This window comes from Prochlorococcus marinus subsp. marinus str. CCMP1375, from assembly GCF_000007925.1.
GTDB lineage: Bacteria > Cyanobacteriota > Cyanobacteriia > PCC-6307 > Cyanobiaceae > Prochlorococcus_E > Prochlorococcus_E marinus.
The window spans coordinates 714,690-735,263 of record NC_005042.1; the positions used below are offsets into that span (position 1 = coordinate 714,690).

Consider the following 20,574-nt stretch of genomic DNA (forward strand, 5'->3'; position numbering starts at 1 on the left):
TCTAGAAATCACTTTAGACTCCTCCTAGCTTTTTCAATTTTTATACAATAGCCTTATTCGAACCTGCAACTGAAATTTTAAAACTTTTATTTACTAGATGTTGTTATTATATTGTTAGAATTTTTAGTGAAGCATTGAAGGAGTAAATTCTAAGCAAAACCAAAAAATATTTAAGATTGCTCTATTATTTAGATTGTAATATTGCATTTTAAAATGGCTAGTAGGATATTTATAACCGGAGCCACTTCTGGTATAGGCTATCAGTGTTCCCTGAGATTGATCAAGGCAGGCCATCAGCTTATTATTCCTTGTAGAGATATAGATAGAAGAGAATTTGTATTAAGGTCTTTTGCTAGAGATCAAATAAATATATCTGAAGTTGAAGAATTAGTTTCACTACCTATATTGGACCTTGGTGATCTTAATAATATTGAAAAATTTGCTAATGAATTCGTTTCTAATAACAGCAGGATTGATACTATTATTCTAAATGCAGGCCTTCAATATACAGGAGATAAGCAGATACGTAGATCTTCTCAAGGGATTGAATTAACTTTTGCTGTTAATCATCTCAGTCATCAATATTTGATACAAGCTTTGTTAGACATATTATTAAAATCTGATTTTCCTAGGGTTGTTATTACATCATCTGAAGTTCATAATCCAGACTCTCCTGGAGGTAAGATCGGAGAATCAGCGAGTCTTGGTAATTTAGAAGGAATAAAAGCATCTAGATACTTTAAAATGATAGATGGATCTTATACATTTAGTGCTGATAAGACATACAAAGATAGTAAGTTATGTAATATTCTCTTTGCTAAAGAGCTTAATAGAAGATTAACTTTAAGAAATTTATCTATGCCAGTTATATGTTGGGCACCGGGTCTTGTTATTCCTCGTACACAAGAAGGATTCTTTAGATATAGTAGAAAAAATAATGAATTAGGTCAAAGATTATTTGCGCTATTTGCTAGAGATATATTTCGTATTACAGAAAGCCCTGAAAGGGCTGGTGAAATTCTTAAGAATCTTGCCATATCAGATAGATATCTTACTAATGGATTTAATTACTACTCAAATAAGATACAAGGTTTTTCTAGAATGAAATTTGAAAATACTAATGTAAGTGAAGAAGCCAATGAGGAGATTAAAGCTAAAGAACTCTGGGAACTTTCTAATAAAATTATTTTAAACTCTGTTAACCTTAATACTATATAGATAATAATATTATATATTACTTAGAAACATGTATAGTTTGAGTAGGAAATGCAAACTCTATTCCTTCCCTTTCAAATACCCTCATTATTTCTAGATTTATCCTTTGTTGAGCATTCATAGCTGATAAATAATTATTAGTAGGTATGTAATAAACCAATTCAAAATCTAAACTACTTTCACCAAATTCTATAAAATGACATCTATCAAAGATTGCATCATTAGTTTCTTCAACTATAGATTTAATAATATTAGGTATAGATTCCATCTGCGAATACTTAGTATTATAAACGACACCAATTTTGTGAACTAACCTTCTACTTTCCATCTCAGCATAGTTAGAAATAACGCCATTAGTTAAACTACTGTTACTCATAACTATTATTTCACCATTGATACTTCTCATTCTTGTAGATCTAACTCCTACTCTTTCAACTCTTGCCCAGACACCATCTATATGAATAAACTGACCATTCTGAAATGGCTTATCTAATAAAATAGTTATATATTCGAAAAATTCTTGAACAGGTTCCTTTAAGGCTAGACCTGCTCCAATTCCTCCAGCGCTAAGTAGAGCCCATATTGCTGCCATTTGTACACCCATATTATTAAGGTAAAAAACAACACCAATGCACCATATAAGGGCTCTTACCATTGGACTCAATGATCTAAGCATTGTACTTACTGCAGGATCATTTATTTTTTGGGCCCAACTAGTAATTAATCTAATTAATACTCTATTAATTAATCTTACGATAAGGAATAATAGGATTAGTTTAAATACGCCTGCTATGGTTCCATTCACAAAAGGTATATTTACTTTGATCGCTAATACTCTCCAAGCTGCAAATGTGCTTATAGCTATTCCTAAAGGCTTAATTGTTTCAACTATTAATCTAAGTATATAGTCATCTGTATCACTCTTAGTTCGCAAGGCAAGCTTGCTAAACATACTTGAGATTATTTTCGTGCCAACGAGAGTAGCAATGTAGCCGACAACTAAAATAAAAGCCGATACAATAAATCTGCTATACATTCGATTTCTAAGTTAATCTTATGTCAATTATGACATTATTTCCTTTAGAAAGCTATGAAATAATTTGACTTATTGATTTAAACTATATTAAATAAGCAAATAGCAAATATTTTAATATAAATATTGATATTTAGACTATTATTATTTTGCTATATTTTACTAGGATTAGAGTTCTTTATTAACTTACTAATTGCTTTGAATTTGTTACTTTTAGATGTGCGGCATAATTCAAAAATAGTAGTTTCAACTGTGCTTATTTGTATCCCAAATTGCCTCAGGCGTAACAGTGCAATTTCTTGATCTAATAGATTTCTGCTTTTTGTAGCATCTGCTATAACATGAATATTGAATCCAGCCTTAGCAAGATCTAACGAACTTTGCAGTACACAAACGTGAGTTTCGATACCACAAATTATAAGATGCTGTATTTTTTTCTTTTTAATACTTTTCAGTAAATCATTACAACCAAGTACTGAAAAATCCATTTTTGAGAATTTTATTACTTCTAGCCCCCTTGTTATTTCTTCGAGTGTGACTCCTAACTTAGTTGGATTTTGTTCTGTAAAAAATATATTAATATCTAAAATCTTAAACCCTTCAATCAACTTTTTTATATTTACTAATAAATCAGCATTTTCGGGAATAGCTTTAGTCAACCTCTCCTGTACATCTATTACTATCAAAGCTGTTTCTGAAGGATTCATTGTTTGATTCCTATTCCCCTTCTTCCATAATTGGTTGATTAGTTTTTTAAGAATCATTTTGGGGCTTCTTTAGTATCAGATTAGGTAAATTACATCGTAATAATAGTGGAAAGGCAGTTGCTTTTTATACGAATGTTTACCTATAGCACTTGCTTCAGCCTCTCTCATTAGCTATCATTATTGAGAATAACGTCTTGGCCGATATGACTCTAAATGTTGGTTACGGATCGCGCTCTTCTCCCCTCGAATTAGGATTACACAAAAATGGTCGACGTTTAACCCCTCAGAGAAAAAAAATACTTGATTTGTTTCAGCGTATTGGGAGTGGAATACATCTAAGTGCAGAAGAAGTTCATGCTCATTTGCTTCAGAATAAAACCCGTGTTTCGTTGGCTACCATTTATCGAACTTTACGACTTTTGGTCAGAATGGGGTTTTTACACGAATTAGAATTGAGCGAAGGTGGCCATAGATTTGAGATACTTAGTAAAGATAATCCAGATCATCATCATTTAGTTTGCATCAATTGCGGAAGGACTGAGGAATTTGAAAGTGAGGAGGTTGTAACTGCAGGCCGTAAGGCATCTGAAAGTAAGGGGTTTAAATTAATAGAATCAACATTAAATGTTAGAGCCATTTGCCCTGAATGTATTTAAATTGAACTCCCTCTAAATTGTTATGTAAGTGCTCCACCACAACTAGAACCGCAACCCGCAGTACAACCAAAGCAGTGTTCGGCAACAGTTATCTTCTTCCCCTCAAATAATATGTTTCCACTTGCTAGATCTTTAAGAGTATTTGGGTGCAAATATTCATTTATACCTAATTGTTGATTGAAATCACAATCGAACAAATTGCCCTCCCAATTTACACTAATTGTATCTCTGCACATAACGGATTCTAGGTTAGCTTCATTATGACTTTCTTGAAGGAGAGATTGATATTCATTTAGTTTACCTTGTTGTTTAAGGAATGATGAGAACCTCTTAATTGGCATATTCGCCAGCACTAGCAAGTTATCAAATTCAACATTATAATTAGTTTTGAGTACATCTTTATACTTCTTCTCTAGTTCATATTGAGATGGGGGTAAATTAGCTCCAATAGGGTTAAAAACAAGATCAAGTTCCAATTTTTTATCTCCTTTACCATACCCTAATTCATTCAACATCTTCAATACTTTAATACTTTTTTTAAACACATCCTTACCTCTTTGAAAATCTACATTTTTTTCCTCATAGCAGGGCAATGACGCTATAATAGTTACTTCGTTATCAGCCAAGTAATTAGCAAGACTAAGGTATCCAGGTTCTGTTAGTATTGTTAGGTTAGATCGGTCGATTATCTTTACATTTAATTTTGATACTTTATGGATTAGCTCTTTGAAAAGCGGATGCATCTCTGGAGCCCCGCCCGTTATATCAAGTGTCTTTATTCTATAAGTTTTTAACACTTCCGGTATCAGAGATATGTTATATTCATTCATCATTTCAGTTCTACTAGGGCTTGCATCAACATGACAATGAACACAAGCTTGATTACATTTGTAACCTAAGTTTACTTGTAATGTATTAACTTTCTTCCTTCTTATGACAGGAAAATCCATATTGCAATATTAGATACTCTAAGTCTAGCTTATATAAAGATTTAGCGCTATATTGACTCTCTTGTTTCCTTAATAGATTTCCTTCTGGTAGCAAACTCTTTTAGCCATGCTTTATACTCTATAGGGCCACCTTTCATTATTAAATCAAAATTTAGATCGTCATTATCATCAGTTATACCATTAAGAGTACCATCTCTTGTAGATGGTCTATAAACCTCACCATGACTACTATCGACGAAAATTAATTTATTTTGCTTTTTATATTCCATTCCTAGTTTTTGTATGAGAGTTAGGAACCCTCTGTCACTACCACCTCTTAACCATTTGCCTGAAGTATTGTGTTTATTGGAAGTTACAGTGTCTCCTACTCCAACTAAAATTGGCATTTCATCATATGTTATATTTTCTTTGCACAATGTTATCAACCCTTTTACTGATTTTGGAGCTTCTCTAACATTAAAATTTTCACCAAAAGGACAGTAACCATTTTTATTTAATATATATTTATTGATTAATACTAATAAACCTGCTTCTTTTAACGCACCATTAATTATGAATTGAATATCTGTTGTACCTATATCATACTTTGTAGCATATTTAATAAGCTCTAAACCATTTTCTTTCCCTAGATTTGGTGATATATGTAGATAAAATGAATCTTTTAGTTCACGTGAACTTGCTATTTCTTTAATTTTAAGCATTACTCTATGAATTGCTTTTTGCAATTCTATTTTTTTGAGCACACTATGCTTAAATATATTAAAGAGTGAATTTAAATTAATAGCTGGGGAATAACGTGTATCGCAGACAGCTATATTGACTTGATCTTCAATTTCTTGCTCTGAGAGCGATTTAAGTATTTCCCTTAATTCTTTAGCTAATAATTCTTTCATCAATATTGGCACTTCGTTAATGAATTGAATCTCTCTTTTCTCCACGCCTAGAAGTTCAATATTACCAAAATTATCTTGAAATTCTATTCCACATGCTGCTAATCCAGGAAGATATAGACCTTTATTGCCCACGTAGCCTTTAGAATCAAATGCTTTTTCTATTATTCTATTTACACCTCTTTTACCTTCATGTTCACCACAAGTTAGAACGTAAAACTCATTTCTAAGATTAGAGACTGTTTTTACATAATCTTTATCTATCTTTCTGTCAAGAGGGTCTTTGAATAATGGAATGCAGACACCATCTATATCTTGAACTATAAGTAATTTTTTGCTATTAAGTAATATATCTGTACATTTATTGTAGTTAGACTCACTATACATACCTTCCAATACTCTTTATTTATTTTATTATACTAGCCTCTTCTTTCTATTTGTACGTTTACTTAACCTTTAATATGTAAGTCTTGTTGCCCACACAAATACCTTTGTTAGAATTATTTTATTATGATTATGTTTTATTTTTAAAATATATGTTGTTATCTCAAAAATCGTAAATTGCTAAACAGATGAATAATGATTTTTTTGTTAACTCTAAAAGCAAGGCCTCTATAGCTTCGAGGCTTAGGCAACTAAAAGAAGGGAAAGTAGGGTTTTATAGTATTGGACTTTACCCAGCTTCATTGGCATACAACTGTGCTATGCACACAAAAGTGGATAATTTACTATTGGCACCAAGACCTGGACGAGAATTGCTAGGAGCATTTTCAGATCAATTGAAATCGGAACTAAATCCAGAATGCGTAAAAAAAATGTATAAAATGTCTTTATTCCGGATCGGAAGCAGGACATCTACTTATCAACTTACTGATTTACTTGAAAAATGCGAACTTGTTATTTTAAGTGCCAATAGTAACCACATAGAGAATGATCTAAATCAAGCATGTGAATTAAGGGAACGATTAGGCCGACAAAATGTAGTATTAGCATGTTTTGTAGGTTCATTTACTTATGATGAGAATACAAAATTAATTTCCCTTTTATGTCAGAAATACTCTAATTTAGCTTTCTTCTCTGGTTTTCACCGTCATGGGGCTTTAAGAAATAAGCTTGATAGCTTTACTGCTAATTTCTGTCATCCAGATCCTTTCATTTCTCTAATAGGTGCACGACTATTAGATCGATTATCTCCTAACATACAAGTATCAGCTGGAGTACATAATGTAGAAGGTCAATATATTAAAGCAGCTAAGAATATCTCGTCAATTTTTGCAGGCTTTGGTCATACTTTTCATCAAAATAATCCAGGATTACTACCTACGATACTTACTTTACTTCTTAATCAATGCTTAGATCAAGCAGCTACAGTTTCCATGAGTAGGGATGATAGAGATAAGTTTTATTCAGAATCTTTTCTACCACTTACTGAAATAGGTTATGGAGTGCAGTGCATTGAAGCAGCTCTTTCTAAAAAAGGTAAATTGCAAAAAGTTAGAGATCATACCTTTACTCAATTAACAGCTATGATCGCAGATGTAAAGGGCAGTATGATGCTCCCAGTAAGTGGAGAACCTACCAGGAATTTTCAAGTTGGTCAGATTCTTGCGAGAAATATGTATAAGTTAAAGCGTTGCCCATTAGATATTCAAGAACTTATAGGTTGGTGTGAAAAAGAAGGTTTACCTTTAGGAGCACTTGAAGGTATTAATTCATTACAATACTGGCCACAAATTATAAAAAAGTATTCTATTCCATTCCATGATACATCAATGATAAATTTATTATATATGTCTATATTCGCAACTGATGAAATAAAAGTCCATATTTTTAAGATCATGACTAATAGCCGTGAATTAACAAAGTTCTGTCAGGAATCTGTACTTCCAGACTCCTCACTTAAAATGAATGAACTTTTAAATAATATTGATATTAATGAGGTTTTGGATTTTATTACTACTTCATTATCTTCAAATAAACTAGATCAAGTAAAGTTAGAAAATGTATTAGAAGTGATTATGAATAGAACTTCTAATAGTCCTTTCTATAAATCTTCTTATGAAGAAATAAAATATATCTTTAATACTATTTTATATGATTTATAAAGTTATTTAATGTACTTATCTAACGAATTCAATTTTTTATTTAACTTGTTTAGACCTATAATATTATTTATTATTATTCTAATTATTTATAACAAGTAATTGGCATATTTTAAACATCATTCAAAATTAGAATTAGAAGAATTGGCTTATTCTTTTATGCCTAATAAATTTAAGCTTATTATTCAACCAATTAACTCTGGTCTTATCAATCAGACTTTTCTTATAGTACCTTTGATTTTATGTGAATTTAAACCATTTTTATTGCAGAGAATAAATAAGGAGGTATTTGCTAAACCAAGAGATATAATTTCTAATTATTTGTTTTTACAGCATCAACTTATTACTAAACAACAAAATGTAAATAGAAGCAAAGCAACTTTAAAGATCCCTAAATTATTAATAAACCAAATCAATAATAAATATTATACAGAACTTAAAGGAAATTTCTGGCGAGCTTTTGAATATATTCCTAATTCTATAACTTATAATTCATTACCTTCTGATTCTTCATTTGATAATCTTTTTAGAGCCCTAGCAAACTTTCATTATTCAACTACAGATATACCTTTAGGCAAATTTAAGATTACATTACCAAATTTCCATAATACTTCTTTTTATATCGCAGAATATAAAAAAGCATTAGACATATTTATTGCCAATAATGATCAAAGGGAAGGTATTCCGCAGTCTGTAAATTCTATTTTTTCATATGCCAACGACAATATTTCGGAAGGGCTTCTTTTGGAAGAGGCAAAATCAAAAAATATACTTTCCTTTAATATAATTCATGGTGACCCTAAAGTTAATAATTTCCTTTTTGAATCTACAAGCAATGATGTTTTAGCTATAATCGATTTAGATACATTGCAGGATGGTTATTTAATATATGATATATCGGATTGTCTTCGTTCCTCCTGCAATTTATTAGGAGAGGAATCTAAAGCATTGAATGATATAAGATTTGATTTGACCTCTTTTAAATTATCACTCTCATCTTATTTTAATTCAGGGTTTAATACTCTTAACAAATCAGACATTTACTTTCTTCCTTATTGTATTAGGGTTATTACATATGAGTTAGGAATTAGATTCCTAACAGATTATCTTTTAGGCGACAATTACTTTAAAACTTCTTATAAACAGCATAATCTTACCAGATCAAAAGTACAGTTTAAACTATTAAATAGTATAAAGGAAAACTGGAATGACATAGTCGATATAACCAATAATCTTTATACCTCTAGAATATAAGCATTTACAATTATTAGCCCAATGAATTGCAGTTGCTTTATTTCCTATTATTCTTTATATATAAAATGACTTTTTAATGTGTCTAAGGAATTAACTCATCGAGCAGAAGAGCTGAAAGATCTTGGGTGGTCTGAGCATGACCTAGCACGCTACATAGAACTCTGGGATTACAGACAACGTTGGGGAGCTATTAATTTAGAACGAGATGACCGCCAATTCCTAAGGAAGGCAGAAGCAGCTTTGCCAGAGATAAAGACATTAAAAAGCTCTGTCAAAAAACCTATCAAAGAAAAATCTTATTACTGCAGGTTAGTGTTTTTCCTGGAAGAGATGGCTAAAGCAGAAACCTCTTTTGATTCCAAGCCTTCATCAAAAGGACTTTGGCCGATTCTTTTGGAAGAGGAGTTAAGACTTTTGGATTATTTTCAGCCAGTCTTAGGACTACCAGACACCTTGAAATCTAAGGCTCTTATACCTTTTAGAGAAAATATTATTTCTTCGTTAATTGAGAAGCATAAGGAGAATATTCAAACTTTTGACTTCGATTTCAACTCTTCATTGGAGACTTATAATTCCAGTGAGAATAAGAATTGGAAGCCTTTAAGAGATGGTATTACAAAGGATCTAACTGTCTATGCAATAGTTGATCAAGCACATATTTCTGATTGTAGAAACCTTATAAGACAAAAACTTATTCCTACAATTAGGGATTGTTTCCCTTCTCTCGTAGATATGGATAAATCCAATCCTTCAGATGATTGGATTCCAGAATCCCAATCTTGAGCTAAAAGTATAAATAGATAATTTATAAATCTTTTGACTTCTCATCGCTTCGAAACTCTGCAATTACATGCTGGTCAAGAACCTGACCCTTCAACTAATTCAAGAGCTGTACCCATATATCAGACAAGTTCATATGTCTTCAACGATGCAGAGCATGGTGCGAATTTATTTGGTTTAAAGGAGTTTGGGAATATTTACACAAGGTTAATGAATCCCACTACAGATGTCTTCGAGAAAAGAGTTGCAGCTCTAGAAGGTGGTGTAGCAGCGCTAGCTACTGCTTCAGGCCAGTCAGCTCAGTTCCTTGCAGTTTCAAATTGTATGCAAGCTGGAGATAATTTTGTTTCTACTTCGTTCCTTTATGGTGGTACTTATAATCAATTTAAAGTTCAATTCCCTCGATTAGGAATTAATGTCAAATTTGCAGATGGTGATCATATTGATAGCTTTGCTTCTCAAATAGATTCTCAGACAAAGGCTATTTATATTGAATCAATGGGTAACCCTAGATTCAATATTCCAGATTTCTCAGCCCTTTCTGATTTAGCAAAAGCAAATAAGATCCCTTTAATTGTAGATAATACATTGGGTGCAGCTGGTGCTTTAATTAGACCATTGGAGCATGGTGCTGACATAGTTGTTCAAAGTGCTACTAAATGGATAGGCGGACATGGAACAAGCTTGGGGGGTGTAATTGTTGATGGAGGAACCTTTGATTGGGGAAATGGTAAATTTCCTTTAATGTCTCAACCAAGTGCGGCATATCATGGATTAATTCATTGGGATGCTTTTGGATTTGGTAGTGATATTTGTAAAATGCTTGGGGTTCCAGATAATCGAAACATTGCATTTGCTTTAAGGGCACGTCTTGAATGTTTAAGAGATTGGGGACCTGCTTTAAGCCCTTTCAATTCCTTTTTATTACTCCAAGGATTAGAAACATTAAGTTTAAGAATTGAGCGACATTGTTTTAATGCATCAGAGCTAGCAAAGTGGCTCAAAAGTCATCCAAAGATTGCAAGTGTTAACTTCCCTGGTTTACCAGAGGATCCATATCACAAAAGGGCTAAACAATATCTTTCGGGAAGAGGTATGGGGTGTATGTTGATGTTTTCATTAAAAGGTGGGTTTGATGATGCTGTCTCTTTTATTAATGCGTTAAAATTATCAAGTCATCTAGCTAATGTTGGAGATTCTAAAACACTGGTCATTCATCCAGCATCTACAACGCATCAACAACTTTCTGAAGACGAACAAAAATCTGCGGGTGTATCACCTACAATGGTAAGAGTTTCAGTTGGCCTAGAACATATTGATGATATCAAGTCAGATTTTGAACAAGCTTTAGATCAAATTACTTAGAAGAGGAGAAGTTCTATGGCTTTAATCCTTCCACGTGGTTATCACAAGATTTCTGCAGTGGAGCGAAATCATATTTCTTGGATAGAGCCTGAACTTGCAGAGAGACAGGATATTAGACCTTTAAGAATAGGGATATTAAATATTATGCCTTTAGGAAAACAATACGAGTTTAATCTTCTTCACCCATTGGGTCTTTCCCCTCTGCAAATCGAACCAATATGGATTCGATTAAATTCACATAGCTATAAAACTTGGGATTTAGATCATTTAACTAATCACTATGTTAGTTGGGAAAAAGCAATGCATCCCTTCCCTTTAGATGGTTTGATTATTACAGGTGCACCAGTCGAACATTTGCCTTTCGAAGATGTTAATTATTGGCCTGAATTAGTAGATTTGATTAAAGAAGCCCGTGAAAGTTGTGCAAGTACGTTGGGCTTATGTTGGGCAGGATTTGCGTTAGCATATTTAGCTGGTGTAAATAAAAAAGTATTTGATAAAAAGCTTTTTGGATTATTCCCTATGAAGAGTCTCATTCCAGCACATCCAATAATGGGTACTCAAGATGATACTTTTTATTGCCCACAGAGTAGACATGCAGGCTTGCCTGATGAAGAGATGGAAGCGGCTCAAAGCCAAGGTAGGTTGAGATTACTTTCATATGGAGAAAAAGTTGGTTATACAATATTTGAAACAACTGATCAACGCCAACTTATGCATCTGGGTCATCCTGAATATAATGTAGCAAGATTAATATCTGAGATGGAAAGAGATAAAAAAAGAGGGGATGTGCCACCTCCAGAGAATTTTAGCCCTAATAATCCTCAGACGGCATGGAGGTCGCATAGAAATTTAATGTTTCAACAATGGCTTTGGTTTTGTTATCAACGAGTAAGTTTAAGTAATTAGTTTTGGATAAACTACCATTTACATTAATTAGAAAATGGATTAAGCCAATAAGTGCAGATAAGCTGACTGAGGTAATTATAGAGAATATTGATTGGGAACAACCAACTTTAAAGATTTATGGAAAAAAGCATCTTGTTCCCAGATTGACAAAGTTTTTAGGAGATAGTGGAATTCACTATAAATATAGTGGCATAGAACACATTGGAAAAGGTTGGCCAGGTTGGTTCCTACCAATATTAAAGAGTGTTAGCGATTACTGTAAGGTTGATTACAATGGTTGCCTTCTTAATTTATATCGTAATGGTGATGATTGCATGGGTTGGCATTCTGATAATGAAAAGGAATTGGATCATAAAAAACCTATTTCATCATTATCATTAGGAGCCTCAAGAGATTTTTTTTTAAAAAATAGAAGCAATAGCTCTAAAAAAGAAACTTTAATTCTCAGGAATGGAGACTTATTGATAATGGATCCATCTTGCCAGTCCAATTGGATTCATTCAATTCCTAGAAGGAAGAGAAATCAAGAACTAAGACTGAATTTAACGTTCAGAAAGTATATATAAAAAGGAGAATTTATTGTGCCTACTTTTCTAATTAGGCGCCTGATCTGGTGCTGAATCGGCTGATAATGATTCCGAAGCGGCTTTTTGAGCTGCAATTTGTTCTGCAGCAGCTTTCTTTTCAGCAGCTGCTTGATCTGCCTCAGCTTTCAATTTTGCCGCTGCCATAGCAGCTGCCTTGTCTTTTGCTTTAGTAGCTTCCTTGGAGTTATGAAGCTTAAGGCTTTTGCTATCTAAAAACTTTAATGCTGTAATGAGAATTGGCACGTGAGCCACTCCTCCAGCTAAAACTAATGCCTGACTGTAAGCCATTTGCGTAGATATAGCTAATTAGTACTCTTACATTCAAAGATCCTTATTTAAATCATTAGTTATATATTGTCTTAATTAACTACTTTTATTTTTTTATAGGACAGCTCAAACTATTTCGAAATGGTGGCGTTAATAAACACTATTACTTTAACCGTGTGACGGTTCTTGTCCCCCTAACCTATCAAAAAGATCAAGACTTTCCTTGTTTAGCCCTATTACTTCTACGTTTGATCCGCCAAGACTAAGCTTTCTTATTATTTGGTCAAGAGCTGTTACTCCACTTTGATCCCATATGTGTGCTTCAGACATATCTATTTTTATTGTTTTGGGGTGGTCATGAGTATCAAATCCTTGAAGGAAATATATTTTGCTAACGAAAAATAACTGACCTGAAACCTCATAAATTATTTCATTATTATCATTCTTATATGATGTTACGCGTATAACTTTAGCGACTTTCCTACTAAATAATATTCCAGCTAAAGCAACACCTGCTATAACTCCTAATGCAAGATTATGTGGCGTAGTTAACATTGTCACCGAGAAAGTCATAATCATCACTGCAGTATCACTTCTAGGTATCTTTGATATATTTTTTAGTCCATTAGTATCAGCTGTGCTTATAGCAATAGTAATCATTACTGCAACCAATGCTGCCATTGGGATCTGCTCTAACCATTGCTTACATAATAAAATCATTATTAGAAGACTTATACCGGAAGAAAATGTTGAAAGTCTAGATCTGCCTCCATTCTCTGCATTCATAACTGATTGGCCTACTAATGCACATCCAGCCATGCCCCCAAATAGAGATGAAACAATGTTGGCAATTCCTTGCCCTCGGGCCTCAGTATTTTTGTTTGAGTTTGTATCTGTAATATCATCAATAATATCCTGAGTTAAAAAAGTCTCCATTAATCCAACTAGAGATATCGCTAATGCTGTTGGAAGGACAATGCCAAAAGTTTCTAAGTTAAATGGTACTTTCCCATCAGCAATAGAACCGAAAGGCAATTCAAAACTAGGTAGGCCTATTGGTAATTGCCCTAAGTCTTTGACTGTTGGAATATCAATAGGAAGCTGAATGGAAATTATTGTAATTATTAGAATTGCAACTAACTGGGAAGGTATAACTTTAGTTATTTTAGGTAATCCATAAATAATTAATAAACCTAAAGCTATTAATAGCCATACAATTGGAATTTGAATTCCTACAGGTAAAACTTGTTCAGCCTGGCCTTTAGCAATTTCTTCTCCATAGTGAAAATTCAGCCCCATTTGTGGAAGTTGAGCCTGAAATATAAGTAAAGCTAGAGCATTTACAAAACCACTTAATACGCCAGTTGGGACAAACCGCATTTGATAAGCAAGACGTAAATAGCCCCATATGATTTGGAAAATTCCAGTTAATAAACCAGCAGCAATTAAATAAGAAAGACCTAGACCATTACCTTGTGCATTACCTGTTGCTACAACACCAGTCATTAAAAGAGCTGTGGAACCTGTTGCTGATGTGATCATGCCCATTCTTCCGCCGATGAGCGCGATTGTTATGGAAAGGCAAAAGGCTCCAAAGAGCCCTACTTGTGGATCCACTCCAGCTATACCTGAGAATGCTATGGCCTCAGGAATCATTGCAAATGCAACTACAAGGCCAGATAAAATATCTTTTCTTGGATTAGAAAACCATTCTTCTAAAACAGTTGACTTTGTTTTAATCAGCATTGATTAATAAAACTCCTTCTGAGGACAGTATCTCAAAGAGGTGGCAAAATACCTTTTGGATCATATTCTGATTTGAATTGCCTTAACTTTGGAAGCCATTCTTTAAAGGCAGCATTGATTTCTTTTTGGTGCCAGTTTAAGTGAGGGTGAAGTTGTGCTAAATGAACTCCAGGGAAATAATCTTTAAGTGAATCCCATGAATTCTCGATCCATAAAAGGCTTTTCTCTTTACTTTTAATATCATTTGCTTTCCATGAACCAGTAATCCAAGGCTTCCAGATTGCATCTTTGTGAACAAATGAGCTTAACTCTTTTGTTGAATATTTAGTAGCACCTCCTAGCTGTTGGGCACAAATGTAAGAATTTTCATTTGGTCGTTTATTCATTATTTCTTCTATTACATTCAAAACATCTGAAGCTTTTTTATTTATTGATGGGCCAAGTAGTCCAAGAACTTCTGAATATTGTTTTTCGTAAAGTGATTGACCAATAAGCTGTGGCTTCAATCTCTTTAAATGATTAAGATTTTTTGCATTAGATATATTAAAATCTTTTGATTTAGGTATTTGATTTAATATTTTTGTGAAACTTTCATGATTATTTTCTCCGTCAAACTCGCATACTCCATAAGCTTTTATTGTATTGCCCCAAATCCAATATAGGCTTGCTGAATTAGGCCATTTCTCGGCCATTTCTATTGTTTCAGCAAGTTGCTTAGAGGATAATGTCGACTCCCATAAACCTAATGGTTTTAATTTATAAGTTTTAAGCTTTAAATGAGTAATTATTGCAACAAATGGTGCTGCTCCACAAAGAACTTTCCATTTTAACTTTTCTTGATCACTTGAACTTGAATTAGGCTTAGATAAAGCAAACTTATTACCATTTCCCCAGTAGCCATGTATCTCAAGAACTTGATCTATAGCTAATCCATATTTTCTGCTCAATGGACTAATTCCTCCTGTCAAAATATATCCAAGGCCAGTAACTCCGGATATTCCTATAGGGAAAGTCCTATTAAAGTCTGACAGTTTTTCAATAAGGTTTTCCATTCTTACGCCTGCTTCTATAACAACCTGATTGTTTGAGGTGTCTAATTTAATGGCTTGAAATCTATGACGGAAATCAAGTGTCCAATGACCTTTGGCCGCACATTGGCTTGATGTGCCTCCTCCACATATCATTAATGGTTTTGGATGTAGTAGATCATTTTTTATCATTTCTAATAGTTCTGAATTTATGTCCTTATAAATTCCAGCAATATTAAAATCCTGTGCCTGAGTATTTTGGAATATCAGATCGTTATCAATATTGTTCACGATTGTTGTTATATGAGATTAATTAGCTTTTCTATTAGATTTTGTGCCCCTTATCACGATATGGTTTTTAAAAGCGCCATAAAGTTTTGATTTCAGGGCTTTTTGATAAATTAGATTCCAACATAGGAATACTTATTATTGGCCATGGGAGCAGAAACTCGCATGCAACAGATGAATTTGCAACATTAGCTGAGCGTATAAAAGCTTCATTATCCAATATTCCTGTTGAATACGGTTACTTAGAGTTTTCTTGCCCAACAATTGCAAATGCTTTAGATACTCTTAGAGGAAATTCAGTTAAAAAGGTTATTGCCTTACCTGCAATGTTATTTGCTGCAGGTCATGCTAAGAATGATATCCCGGCTGTATTAAATGATTATTCTCTGAAAACTGGATTGGAAATAATTTATGGCAGAGAACTTGGTATAGATAACTCTATGGTATGTGCTGCTGGAGAAAGAATAAAAGAATCAATTAATTCTAAATCTGAATTTCCTTTGAATAAAACATTATTAGTTGTTGTAGGAAGAGGTTCTTCAGACCCTGATGCTAATTCTAACGTTTCTAAGTTAACAAGAATGCTTGTAGAATCCTTTGGATTTGCCTGGGGTGAAACTGTTTATTCGGGTGTTACCTTCCCTCTTGTTGAGCCTGGGTTGAGGAAATTGGTTAAATTAGGATTCAGTAGAATAGTTGTTTTCCCTTATTTTTTATTCTCGGGAGTGCTAGTTAGCAGAATACGCAAATATGTTCAGTTAGTTGCTCTTGATAACCCTGATATTGAATTTATAAATGCTGGTTATTTGGGGAATCATTCAAAAGTAAGAGAGACATTTATATCAAGGATTAGTGAGGCTTTTACTGGAGAGAACACAATGAATTGCTCACTATGTAAATACAGATCAAATTTGTTGGGCTTTGAGAGTGAGGTTGGATTACCGCAAGTTAGCCATCACAACCATGTAGAAGGATTAATGCAATCATGCAATTTGTGCGAAATTGAATGTACTGGAGAATGTGACTCTCAAGAAAAAACCTCTTTAAATGAGCATGAGCATGAGCATGAGCATCCAATCTATCCTCACTCTCAGCATCCTTTTGGCCCAGTCACGCTTCGCAATTCAAAAAGAACTTAAATCTAAAATAAATAGCTAATAATCCCTGGCTCAACTGTCTCTTTCTTACGGTAGACTCATTAGACTTGAGAACCATAAGCAAGACTTATCAATAAGCCTTTTTTGTTTTCCCCAAGGTCTTCCACAGATTAAAGGATAGTTTTCCACCTATATTTCCTCCGATTGGTATAAATACTTACTTTTGTGGTTTTCTCTGAGAAAAAGAAATTATATTTTATAGATCATGCGAGCTTCGCGAACCTTTTGTTTTTTAATTGTATTTGCGCTATTAGACTGCAGCAGAATGAGTCTTAGCTTGTCTCGCTAATAGGTATCAAATTTTCTTTTGCTTTGACGATTAAGTGAAATTTGTGGATATTGGTCATTGAAAACAACACGCCTTTAATTAAATAATGGACATTGCTCAATTTTCAATAAATGAACTAACTACAGAGAATGTTGCTTGCGAAACATCCTCTGTAAGCCTTGAGGCAGAAATACCTGAAGCTCTTTATAAAGGAATGAAAGACTTTATAGGGGCAAACCCAAATTGGGATCAATATCGTTTAATGAGCTCAGCATTGGCTAATTTTCTTTTTCAAAATGGATGTGATGATAGGGCTGTGACAGAAAGATATTTAAATGATTTGTTTGCTATGACTGATTCTTGATTGATTCAATACATGCTCGTCTAGTTATTGCCATCATCGTAAGAGTAGGGCTCTGCCAAGAAGAAGTTGGCCAGCAAGAACCATCTACTACAAGAATATTTTTGCATTGCCATAGCCTATTCCATTTATCTAGAACACTATTTTCCTGCCTTGTTCCCATAGGTGCTCCGCCCACTTCGTGGACGTAATAACCTGGTGGTGGAGGCGAATCTTGAAGAGCTAGGGCTTTTTGGGAAATTTCTTTTAAAAATGGAATCCTTATAAGATCATGAATGGGTTCTACTTCACCACCGCTTGCTTTTATACAATTTTCTATTGAAATATTCATATGATTAACCATTCTTAGTTCATTATCTTTCCACCTAAAGTCAATATTAGGTATAGGTATTTCCCACTTGTCTAATTGCTTAGAGAGACTCACTTTGTTTTCTTCATAAGGTAAAACTTCACCATGACCTATTAGAAATCCTGTTTTTGTTTTAGTTTTTGTTTTAATAAAATCTGGAGGCTCGAAACGGTCAATGCCCCCCCAAATTCCATAGCCACGGAGAAAATCAACTTTAATATTGGTATCTAGATTTTTTCCAAATGGTATAAAGAAACTACCTGCTCCAGTTAATTTATGAAGCTTTGTTTTTTCTTGCTCTTGATCATTTTTTATTGAGAAAAAACGGCATGTTGATATATGGTCCATTAAATAAGAACCTAATTTACCTGAAGGGTCAATTAGTCCCTTACTCCTTATATTTTCAGATGAGTTCAGCAATATTTTAAGACTTTGAATAGTTGAAGCACATAATATTATTAATTTACAATCAAGTTTTTCTCTTTCCTTGGTTTGTATATTTATAACATGTAAACCATTTGCTAACTTTTGTGAGCTATCCAATGAAATATATTCAACAATATGATTTGTTAGAAGCTCAACTTTACCTGTTTTAATGGCTTGTTTAAGTGTACTACCAACACTGCTATATCTAGGCCATAGACCATCTTTAATTATATCATGACCTCCAAAACCTCTCGAATGAATCATTGGATAGTTCAATGACTTAGTTAGATTATTTTTAAAAATCTGCTCAGAGGCTGTAAAAGGTAAGCTCTTTAAATAATGACCATCCGGTAATTGCTCCAGTCCATCTCTATTGCCGTGTACTTTTAATAATTTCTCTAAGTATGAGTAATGCTTTTCAAGATCCATATAATTTATTGGCCATTCTGGGCCAAAATTATCTATTTTTGCTGAACAAAAATCAGATTCTGAAAGCCTTAAAGTAATTCCTCCCCAAGTTAAACTTCTTCCTCCAACCTGTCGTCCTTGAGTCCATATAAATTCATTGTTTTTAGGTGTTATGTATTGATTATCCTTTTCATTAATATATAAGGAAGGATTGTTTTTCCAATATCCTGGATGTTGAGCTTGTACCTTCACTTCTCCACATATTATTCTATTTATCCTTTTAAAAGTATTTTGAGGCTCTGAACCTAATGCTTCCTTTGATGTTAATTCTGGTCCTGCCTCAATAACTAGAACACGCAAGCCTATTTGTGCAAGAGTAAGAGCGGCGACCCCACCCGTTGCGCCAGAGCCAATTACAACTGCTTCAAATGGATGTCTGAGCACTTTTTGTAGTCCTTGTTGATTTTGTCTTAAGCAGTTAAGAGATACATAGCAGTCTAAAAATGAAGCTTTTTAGCTTCTTGCTACCCATGAAGGTGCTCCAGAGAACCAGCTTCCAAGTTCATCTGGATCTGGTTTTTGCATTGAAATTGGTTCTGAGGTACCTAAGTCAAGGTTGTGTAGTAACTCATCTACTGCATCTGGATTTTTCTTGCCAAATTGAATTCGCGTTGCTTTTGTAAGCCAAGAGTTTACTTTCTGATCTTGGTCAGCAGCTTTTTGAATATATAGTCTTTCGTTAAAGCTTACTTGTTCCCCTTTAGATACTCTTGTGAGTATCTCTTTAATATGCTCTATGGTTATCGAGGAGAACATAACGAGAACTTAACTAATTACTTTCTAGCTAAATTTTCTCCGATGTTGTCGAACACTTTACAAACATTTTATTAAATTTTATAAGATAGATAAATGACCACTTAAATCTAATCCTAAAATAGCTTTTAGGCGTAGTTATTTTCTGAGCTTAATGCATTAATTCTATGATTTCTAGACTCCTATCATTATGGATCATTTTCTTGATTTTATTTGCCCCTACACAATCTAGCTTTGCTTCTATTGATTACGGTAAGCAAACATTAGTTGGAGAAGATTTCTCTAAATTAGACTTAAAAGGTGCTACTTTCTATTTAACAAATCTCCAAGATGCAGATCTTTCTGGTAGTGATTTGGAAGGAGCCAGTTTATTTGGAGCCAAATTGCTAAATTCTAATTTGTCAAATGCCAACCTTCATAATGCAACTCTGGATTCTGCGGTCTTTGAAGGAACTAATTTAGAAAATGCAGTTTTAGAAGATGCATTTGTATTTAATGCAAGATTTAGCGATGTTAATATTCAAGGAAGTGATTTTACTAATGTAATTCTTAGAAATCAAGATTTATCTTATTTATGCTCAATAGCAAATGGTACAAACCCTGTAACCAAGAGAAAAACAAAAGATACCCTACAATGTAATTAGTATTTTAAAATTTCTTCTTTATATTAAGTCTTATAGAATCATCTAGGAAACCAAGCATATTTAATTGTTTTTTTATCCTTGAAATAGTAAGATCTTCTAAGAAATTATTATTTATAATTTCTTTTAAAGTTATCTTAATAAGATTAAGTTCTCTTTTGGAACCTAATTTTCCACCTATTGATTTGTATCCTTCTCTTTTATAGTAATTAAGGCATTCTTTGTTATTTGCAACCTTTATTGCACTGTCTGAGTCCCTAAATAATATATAAATATAATCCTTTGGAGTATCTTCGATCTTTATTCTCTTTGAAATAAATTCTTTCTTGAGAGATATAGTATAAAATTTTTTATTTAATGATTTATATTTCATA

21 protein-coding genes are annotated in these 20,574 nt (G+C 33.3%); 11 read left to right on the forward strand and 10 right to left on the reverse strand.

Translation table 11 applies throughout. The features are described from left to right. The first annotated feature begins 213 nt into the window (after positions 1-213). On the forward strand, positions 214-1,218 hold the full coding sequence (locus PRO_RS03895; protein WP_011124943.1) for an SDR family NAD(P)-dependent oxidoreductase: 1,005 nt from the start codon (positions 214-216) through the stop codon (positions 1,216-1,218). A 16-nt stretch (positions 1,219-1,234) separates the two neighbouring features. Here the strand turns inward: PRO_RS03895 and PRO_RS03900 are convergent, their stop codons facing one another. Together PRO_RS03900 and PRO_RS03905 are read right to left on the reverse strand one after the other, a co-directional pair. Then, positions 1,235-2,251, reverse strand: coding sequence for a mechanosensitive ion channel family protein (locus PRO_RS03900; protein ID WP_011124944.1), 1,017 nt, complete (start codon positions 2,249-2,251; stop codon positions 1,235-1,237). Positions 2,252-2,400: 149 nt separating this feature from the next. After that, entirely contained in the window at positions 2,401-2,955 is a 555-nt protein-coding gene (locus tag PRO_RS03905; RefSeq protein ID WP_011124945.1) for an isochorismatase family protein, read from the reverse strand. A 203-nt stretch (positions 2,956-3,158) separates the two neighbouring features. Between PRO_RS03905 and PRO_RS03910 the strand changes: the two genes are divergently transcribed. Further along, positions 3,159-3,611 (forward strand): Fur family transcriptional regulator, encoded by a 453-nt coding sequence (locus PRO_RS03910; RefSeq protein WP_036892330.1) that lies wholly within the window; start codon positions 3,159-3,161, stop codon positions 3,609-3,611. A gap of 20 nt (positions 3,612-3,631) precedes the next feature. Here the strand turns inward: PRO_RS03910 and arsS are convergent, their stop codons facing one another. Both arsS and stpA read right to left on the reverse strand, forming a co-directional pair. Further along, positions 3,632-4,561, reverse strand: a complete 930-nt coding sequence (gene arsS, locus PRO_RS03915) for an arsenosugar biosynthesis radical SAM (seleno)protein ArsS (protein ID WP_011124947.1) — start codon at positions 4,559-4,561, stop codon at positions 3,632-3,634. Between the two features lie 47 nt (positions 4,562-4,608). Then, positions 4,609-5,838, reverse strand: coding sequence for a glucosylglycerol 3-phosphatase (gene stpA / locus PRO_RS03920; RefSeq protein WP_011124948.1), 1,230 nt, complete (start codon positions 5,836-5,838; stop codon positions 4,609-4,611). A 185-nt stretch (positions 5,839-6,023) separates the two neighbouring features. On the opposite strand from stpA, the gene PRO_RS03925 reads away from it, so the two are divergent. From PRO_RS03925 to PRO_RS03950, 6 genes are all read left to right on the forward strand, one after another. Next, positions 6,024-7,556: a hypothetical protein gene (locus PRO_RS03925; protein ID WP_011124949.1), complete on the forward strand. Its 1,533-nt coding sequence runs from the start codon at positions 6,024-6,026 to the stop codon at positions 7,554-7,556. Between the two features lie 99 nt (positions 7,557-7,655). Continuing rightward, entirely contained in the window at positions 7,656-8,807 is a 1,152-nt protein-coding gene (locus PRO_RS03930) for a phosphotransferase enzyme family protein (protein WP_011124950.1), read from the forward strand. Between the two features lie 78 nt (positions 8,808-8,885). Then, positions 8,886-9,590: a hypothetical protein gene (locus PRO_RS03935; RefSeq protein WP_011124951.1), complete on the forward strand. Its 705-nt coding sequence runs from the start codon at positions 8,886-8,888 to the stop codon at positions 9,588-9,590. Positions 9,591-9,623: 33 nt separating this feature from the next. After that, positions 9,624-10,952 carry an O-acetylhomoserine aminocarboxypropyltransferase/cysteine synthase family protein gene (locus PRO_RS03940; RefSeq protein WP_011124952.1) on the forward strand — a complete coding sequence of 443 codons (1,329 nt, stop codon included), beginning with the start codon at positions 9,624-9,626 and terminating at the stop codon, positions 10,950-10,952. 15 nt (positions 10,953-10,967) lie between these two features. Beyond that, positions 10,968-11,861 (forward strand): homoserine O-succinyltransferase, encoded by an 894-nt coding sequence (locus PRO_RS03945; protein ID WP_011124953.1) that lies wholly within the window; start codon positions 10,968-10,970, stop codon positions 11,859-11,861. Between the two features lie 2 nt (positions 11,862-11,863). Further along, positions 11,864-12,427 (forward strand): alpha-ketoglutarate-dependent dioxygenase AlkB family protein, encoded by a 564-nt coding sequence (locus PRO_RS03950; RefSeq protein ID WP_011124954.1) that lies wholly within the window; start codon positions 11,864-11,866, stop codon positions 12,425-12,427. A 27-nt stretch (positions 12,428-12,454) separates the two neighbouring features. Here the strand turns inward: PRO_RS03950 and PRO_RS03955 are convergent, their stop codons facing one another. The 3 genes from PRO_RS03955 to PRO_RS03965 all read right to left on the reverse strand — a co-directional run bounded on the left by PRO_RS03955 (position 12,455) and on the right by PRO_RS03965 (position 15,780). Next, the gene (locus PRO_RS03955) at positions 12,455-12,736 is read right to left on the reverse strand and encodes a hypothetical protein (protein WP_011124955.1); all 282 of its coding nucleotides are present in this window, start codon (positions 12,734-12,736) and stop codon (positions 12,455-12,457) included. A gap of 147 nt (positions 12,737-12,883) precedes the next feature. After that, entirely contained in the window at positions 12,884-14,461 is a 1,578-nt protein-coding gene (locus tag PRO_RS03960) for a SulP family inorganic anion transporter (protein ID WP_011124956.1), read from the reverse strand. Between the two features lie 32 nt (positions 14,462-14,493). Beyond that, on the reverse strand, positions 14,494-15,780 hold the full coding sequence (locus tag PRO_RS03965; protein ID WP_011124957.1) for an FAD-binding oxidoreductase: 1,287 nt from the start codon (positions 15,778-15,780) through the stop codon (positions 14,494-14,496). An 86-nt stretch (positions 15,781-15,866) separates the two neighbouring features. Between PRO_RS03965 and PRO_RS03970 the strand changes: the two genes are divergently transcribed. Together PRO_RS03970 and PRO_RS03975 are read left to right on the forward strand one after the other, a co-directional pair. Next, complete coding sequence (locus PRO_RS03970) at positions 15,867-16,916, forward strand: sirohydrochlorin chelatase (protein WP_011124958.1); 1,050 nt, start codon at positions 15,867-15,869, stop codon at positions 16,914-16,916. Positions 16,917-17,308: 392 nt separating this feature from the next. Further along, a complete protein-coding gene (locus tag PRO_RS03975; protein ID WP_011124959.1) occupies positions 17,309-17,566 on the forward strand; it encodes a DUF2811 domain-containing protein in 258 nt (85 codons plus the stop codon). Here PRO_RS03975 and PRO_RS03980 read toward each other — a convergent pair. Together PRO_RS03980 and PRO_RS03985 are read right to left on the reverse strand one after the other, a co-directional pair. After that, positions 17,550-19,190, reverse strand: a complete 1,641-nt coding sequence (locus PRO_RS03980) for a GMC oxidoreductase (protein ID WP_011124960.1) — start codon at positions 19,188-19,190, stop codon at positions 17,550-17,552. The genes PRO_RS03975 and PRO_RS03980 overlap by 17 nt on opposite strands. Positions 19,191-19,259: 69 nt before the next feature. Then, positions 19,260-19,562, reverse strand: a complete 303-nt coding sequence (locus tag PRO_RS03985; protein WP_011124961.1) for a hypothetical protein — start codon at positions 19,560-19,562, stop codon at positions 19,260-19,262. A gap of 164 nt (positions 19,563-19,726) precedes the next feature. On the opposite strand from PRO_RS03985, the gene PRO_RS03990 reads away from it, so the two are divergent. After that, on the forward strand, positions 19,727-20,203 hold the full coding sequence (locus PRO_RS03990; protein WP_011124962.1) for a pentapeptide repeat-containing protein: 477 nt from the start codon (positions 19,727-19,729) through the stop codon (positions 20,201-20,203). Between the two features lie 4 nt (positions 20,204-20,207). On the opposite strand, the gene PRO_RS03995 is transcribed toward PRO_RS03990, so the two are convergent. Continuing rightward, the gene (locus PRO_RS03995; protein ID WP_011124963.1) at positions 20,208-20,573 is read right to left on the reverse strand and encodes a hypothetical protein; all 366 of its coding nucleotides are present in this window, start codon (positions 20,571-20,573) and stop codon (positions 20,208-20,210) included. Between the last annotated feature and the right edge of the window lies 1 nt (position 20,574).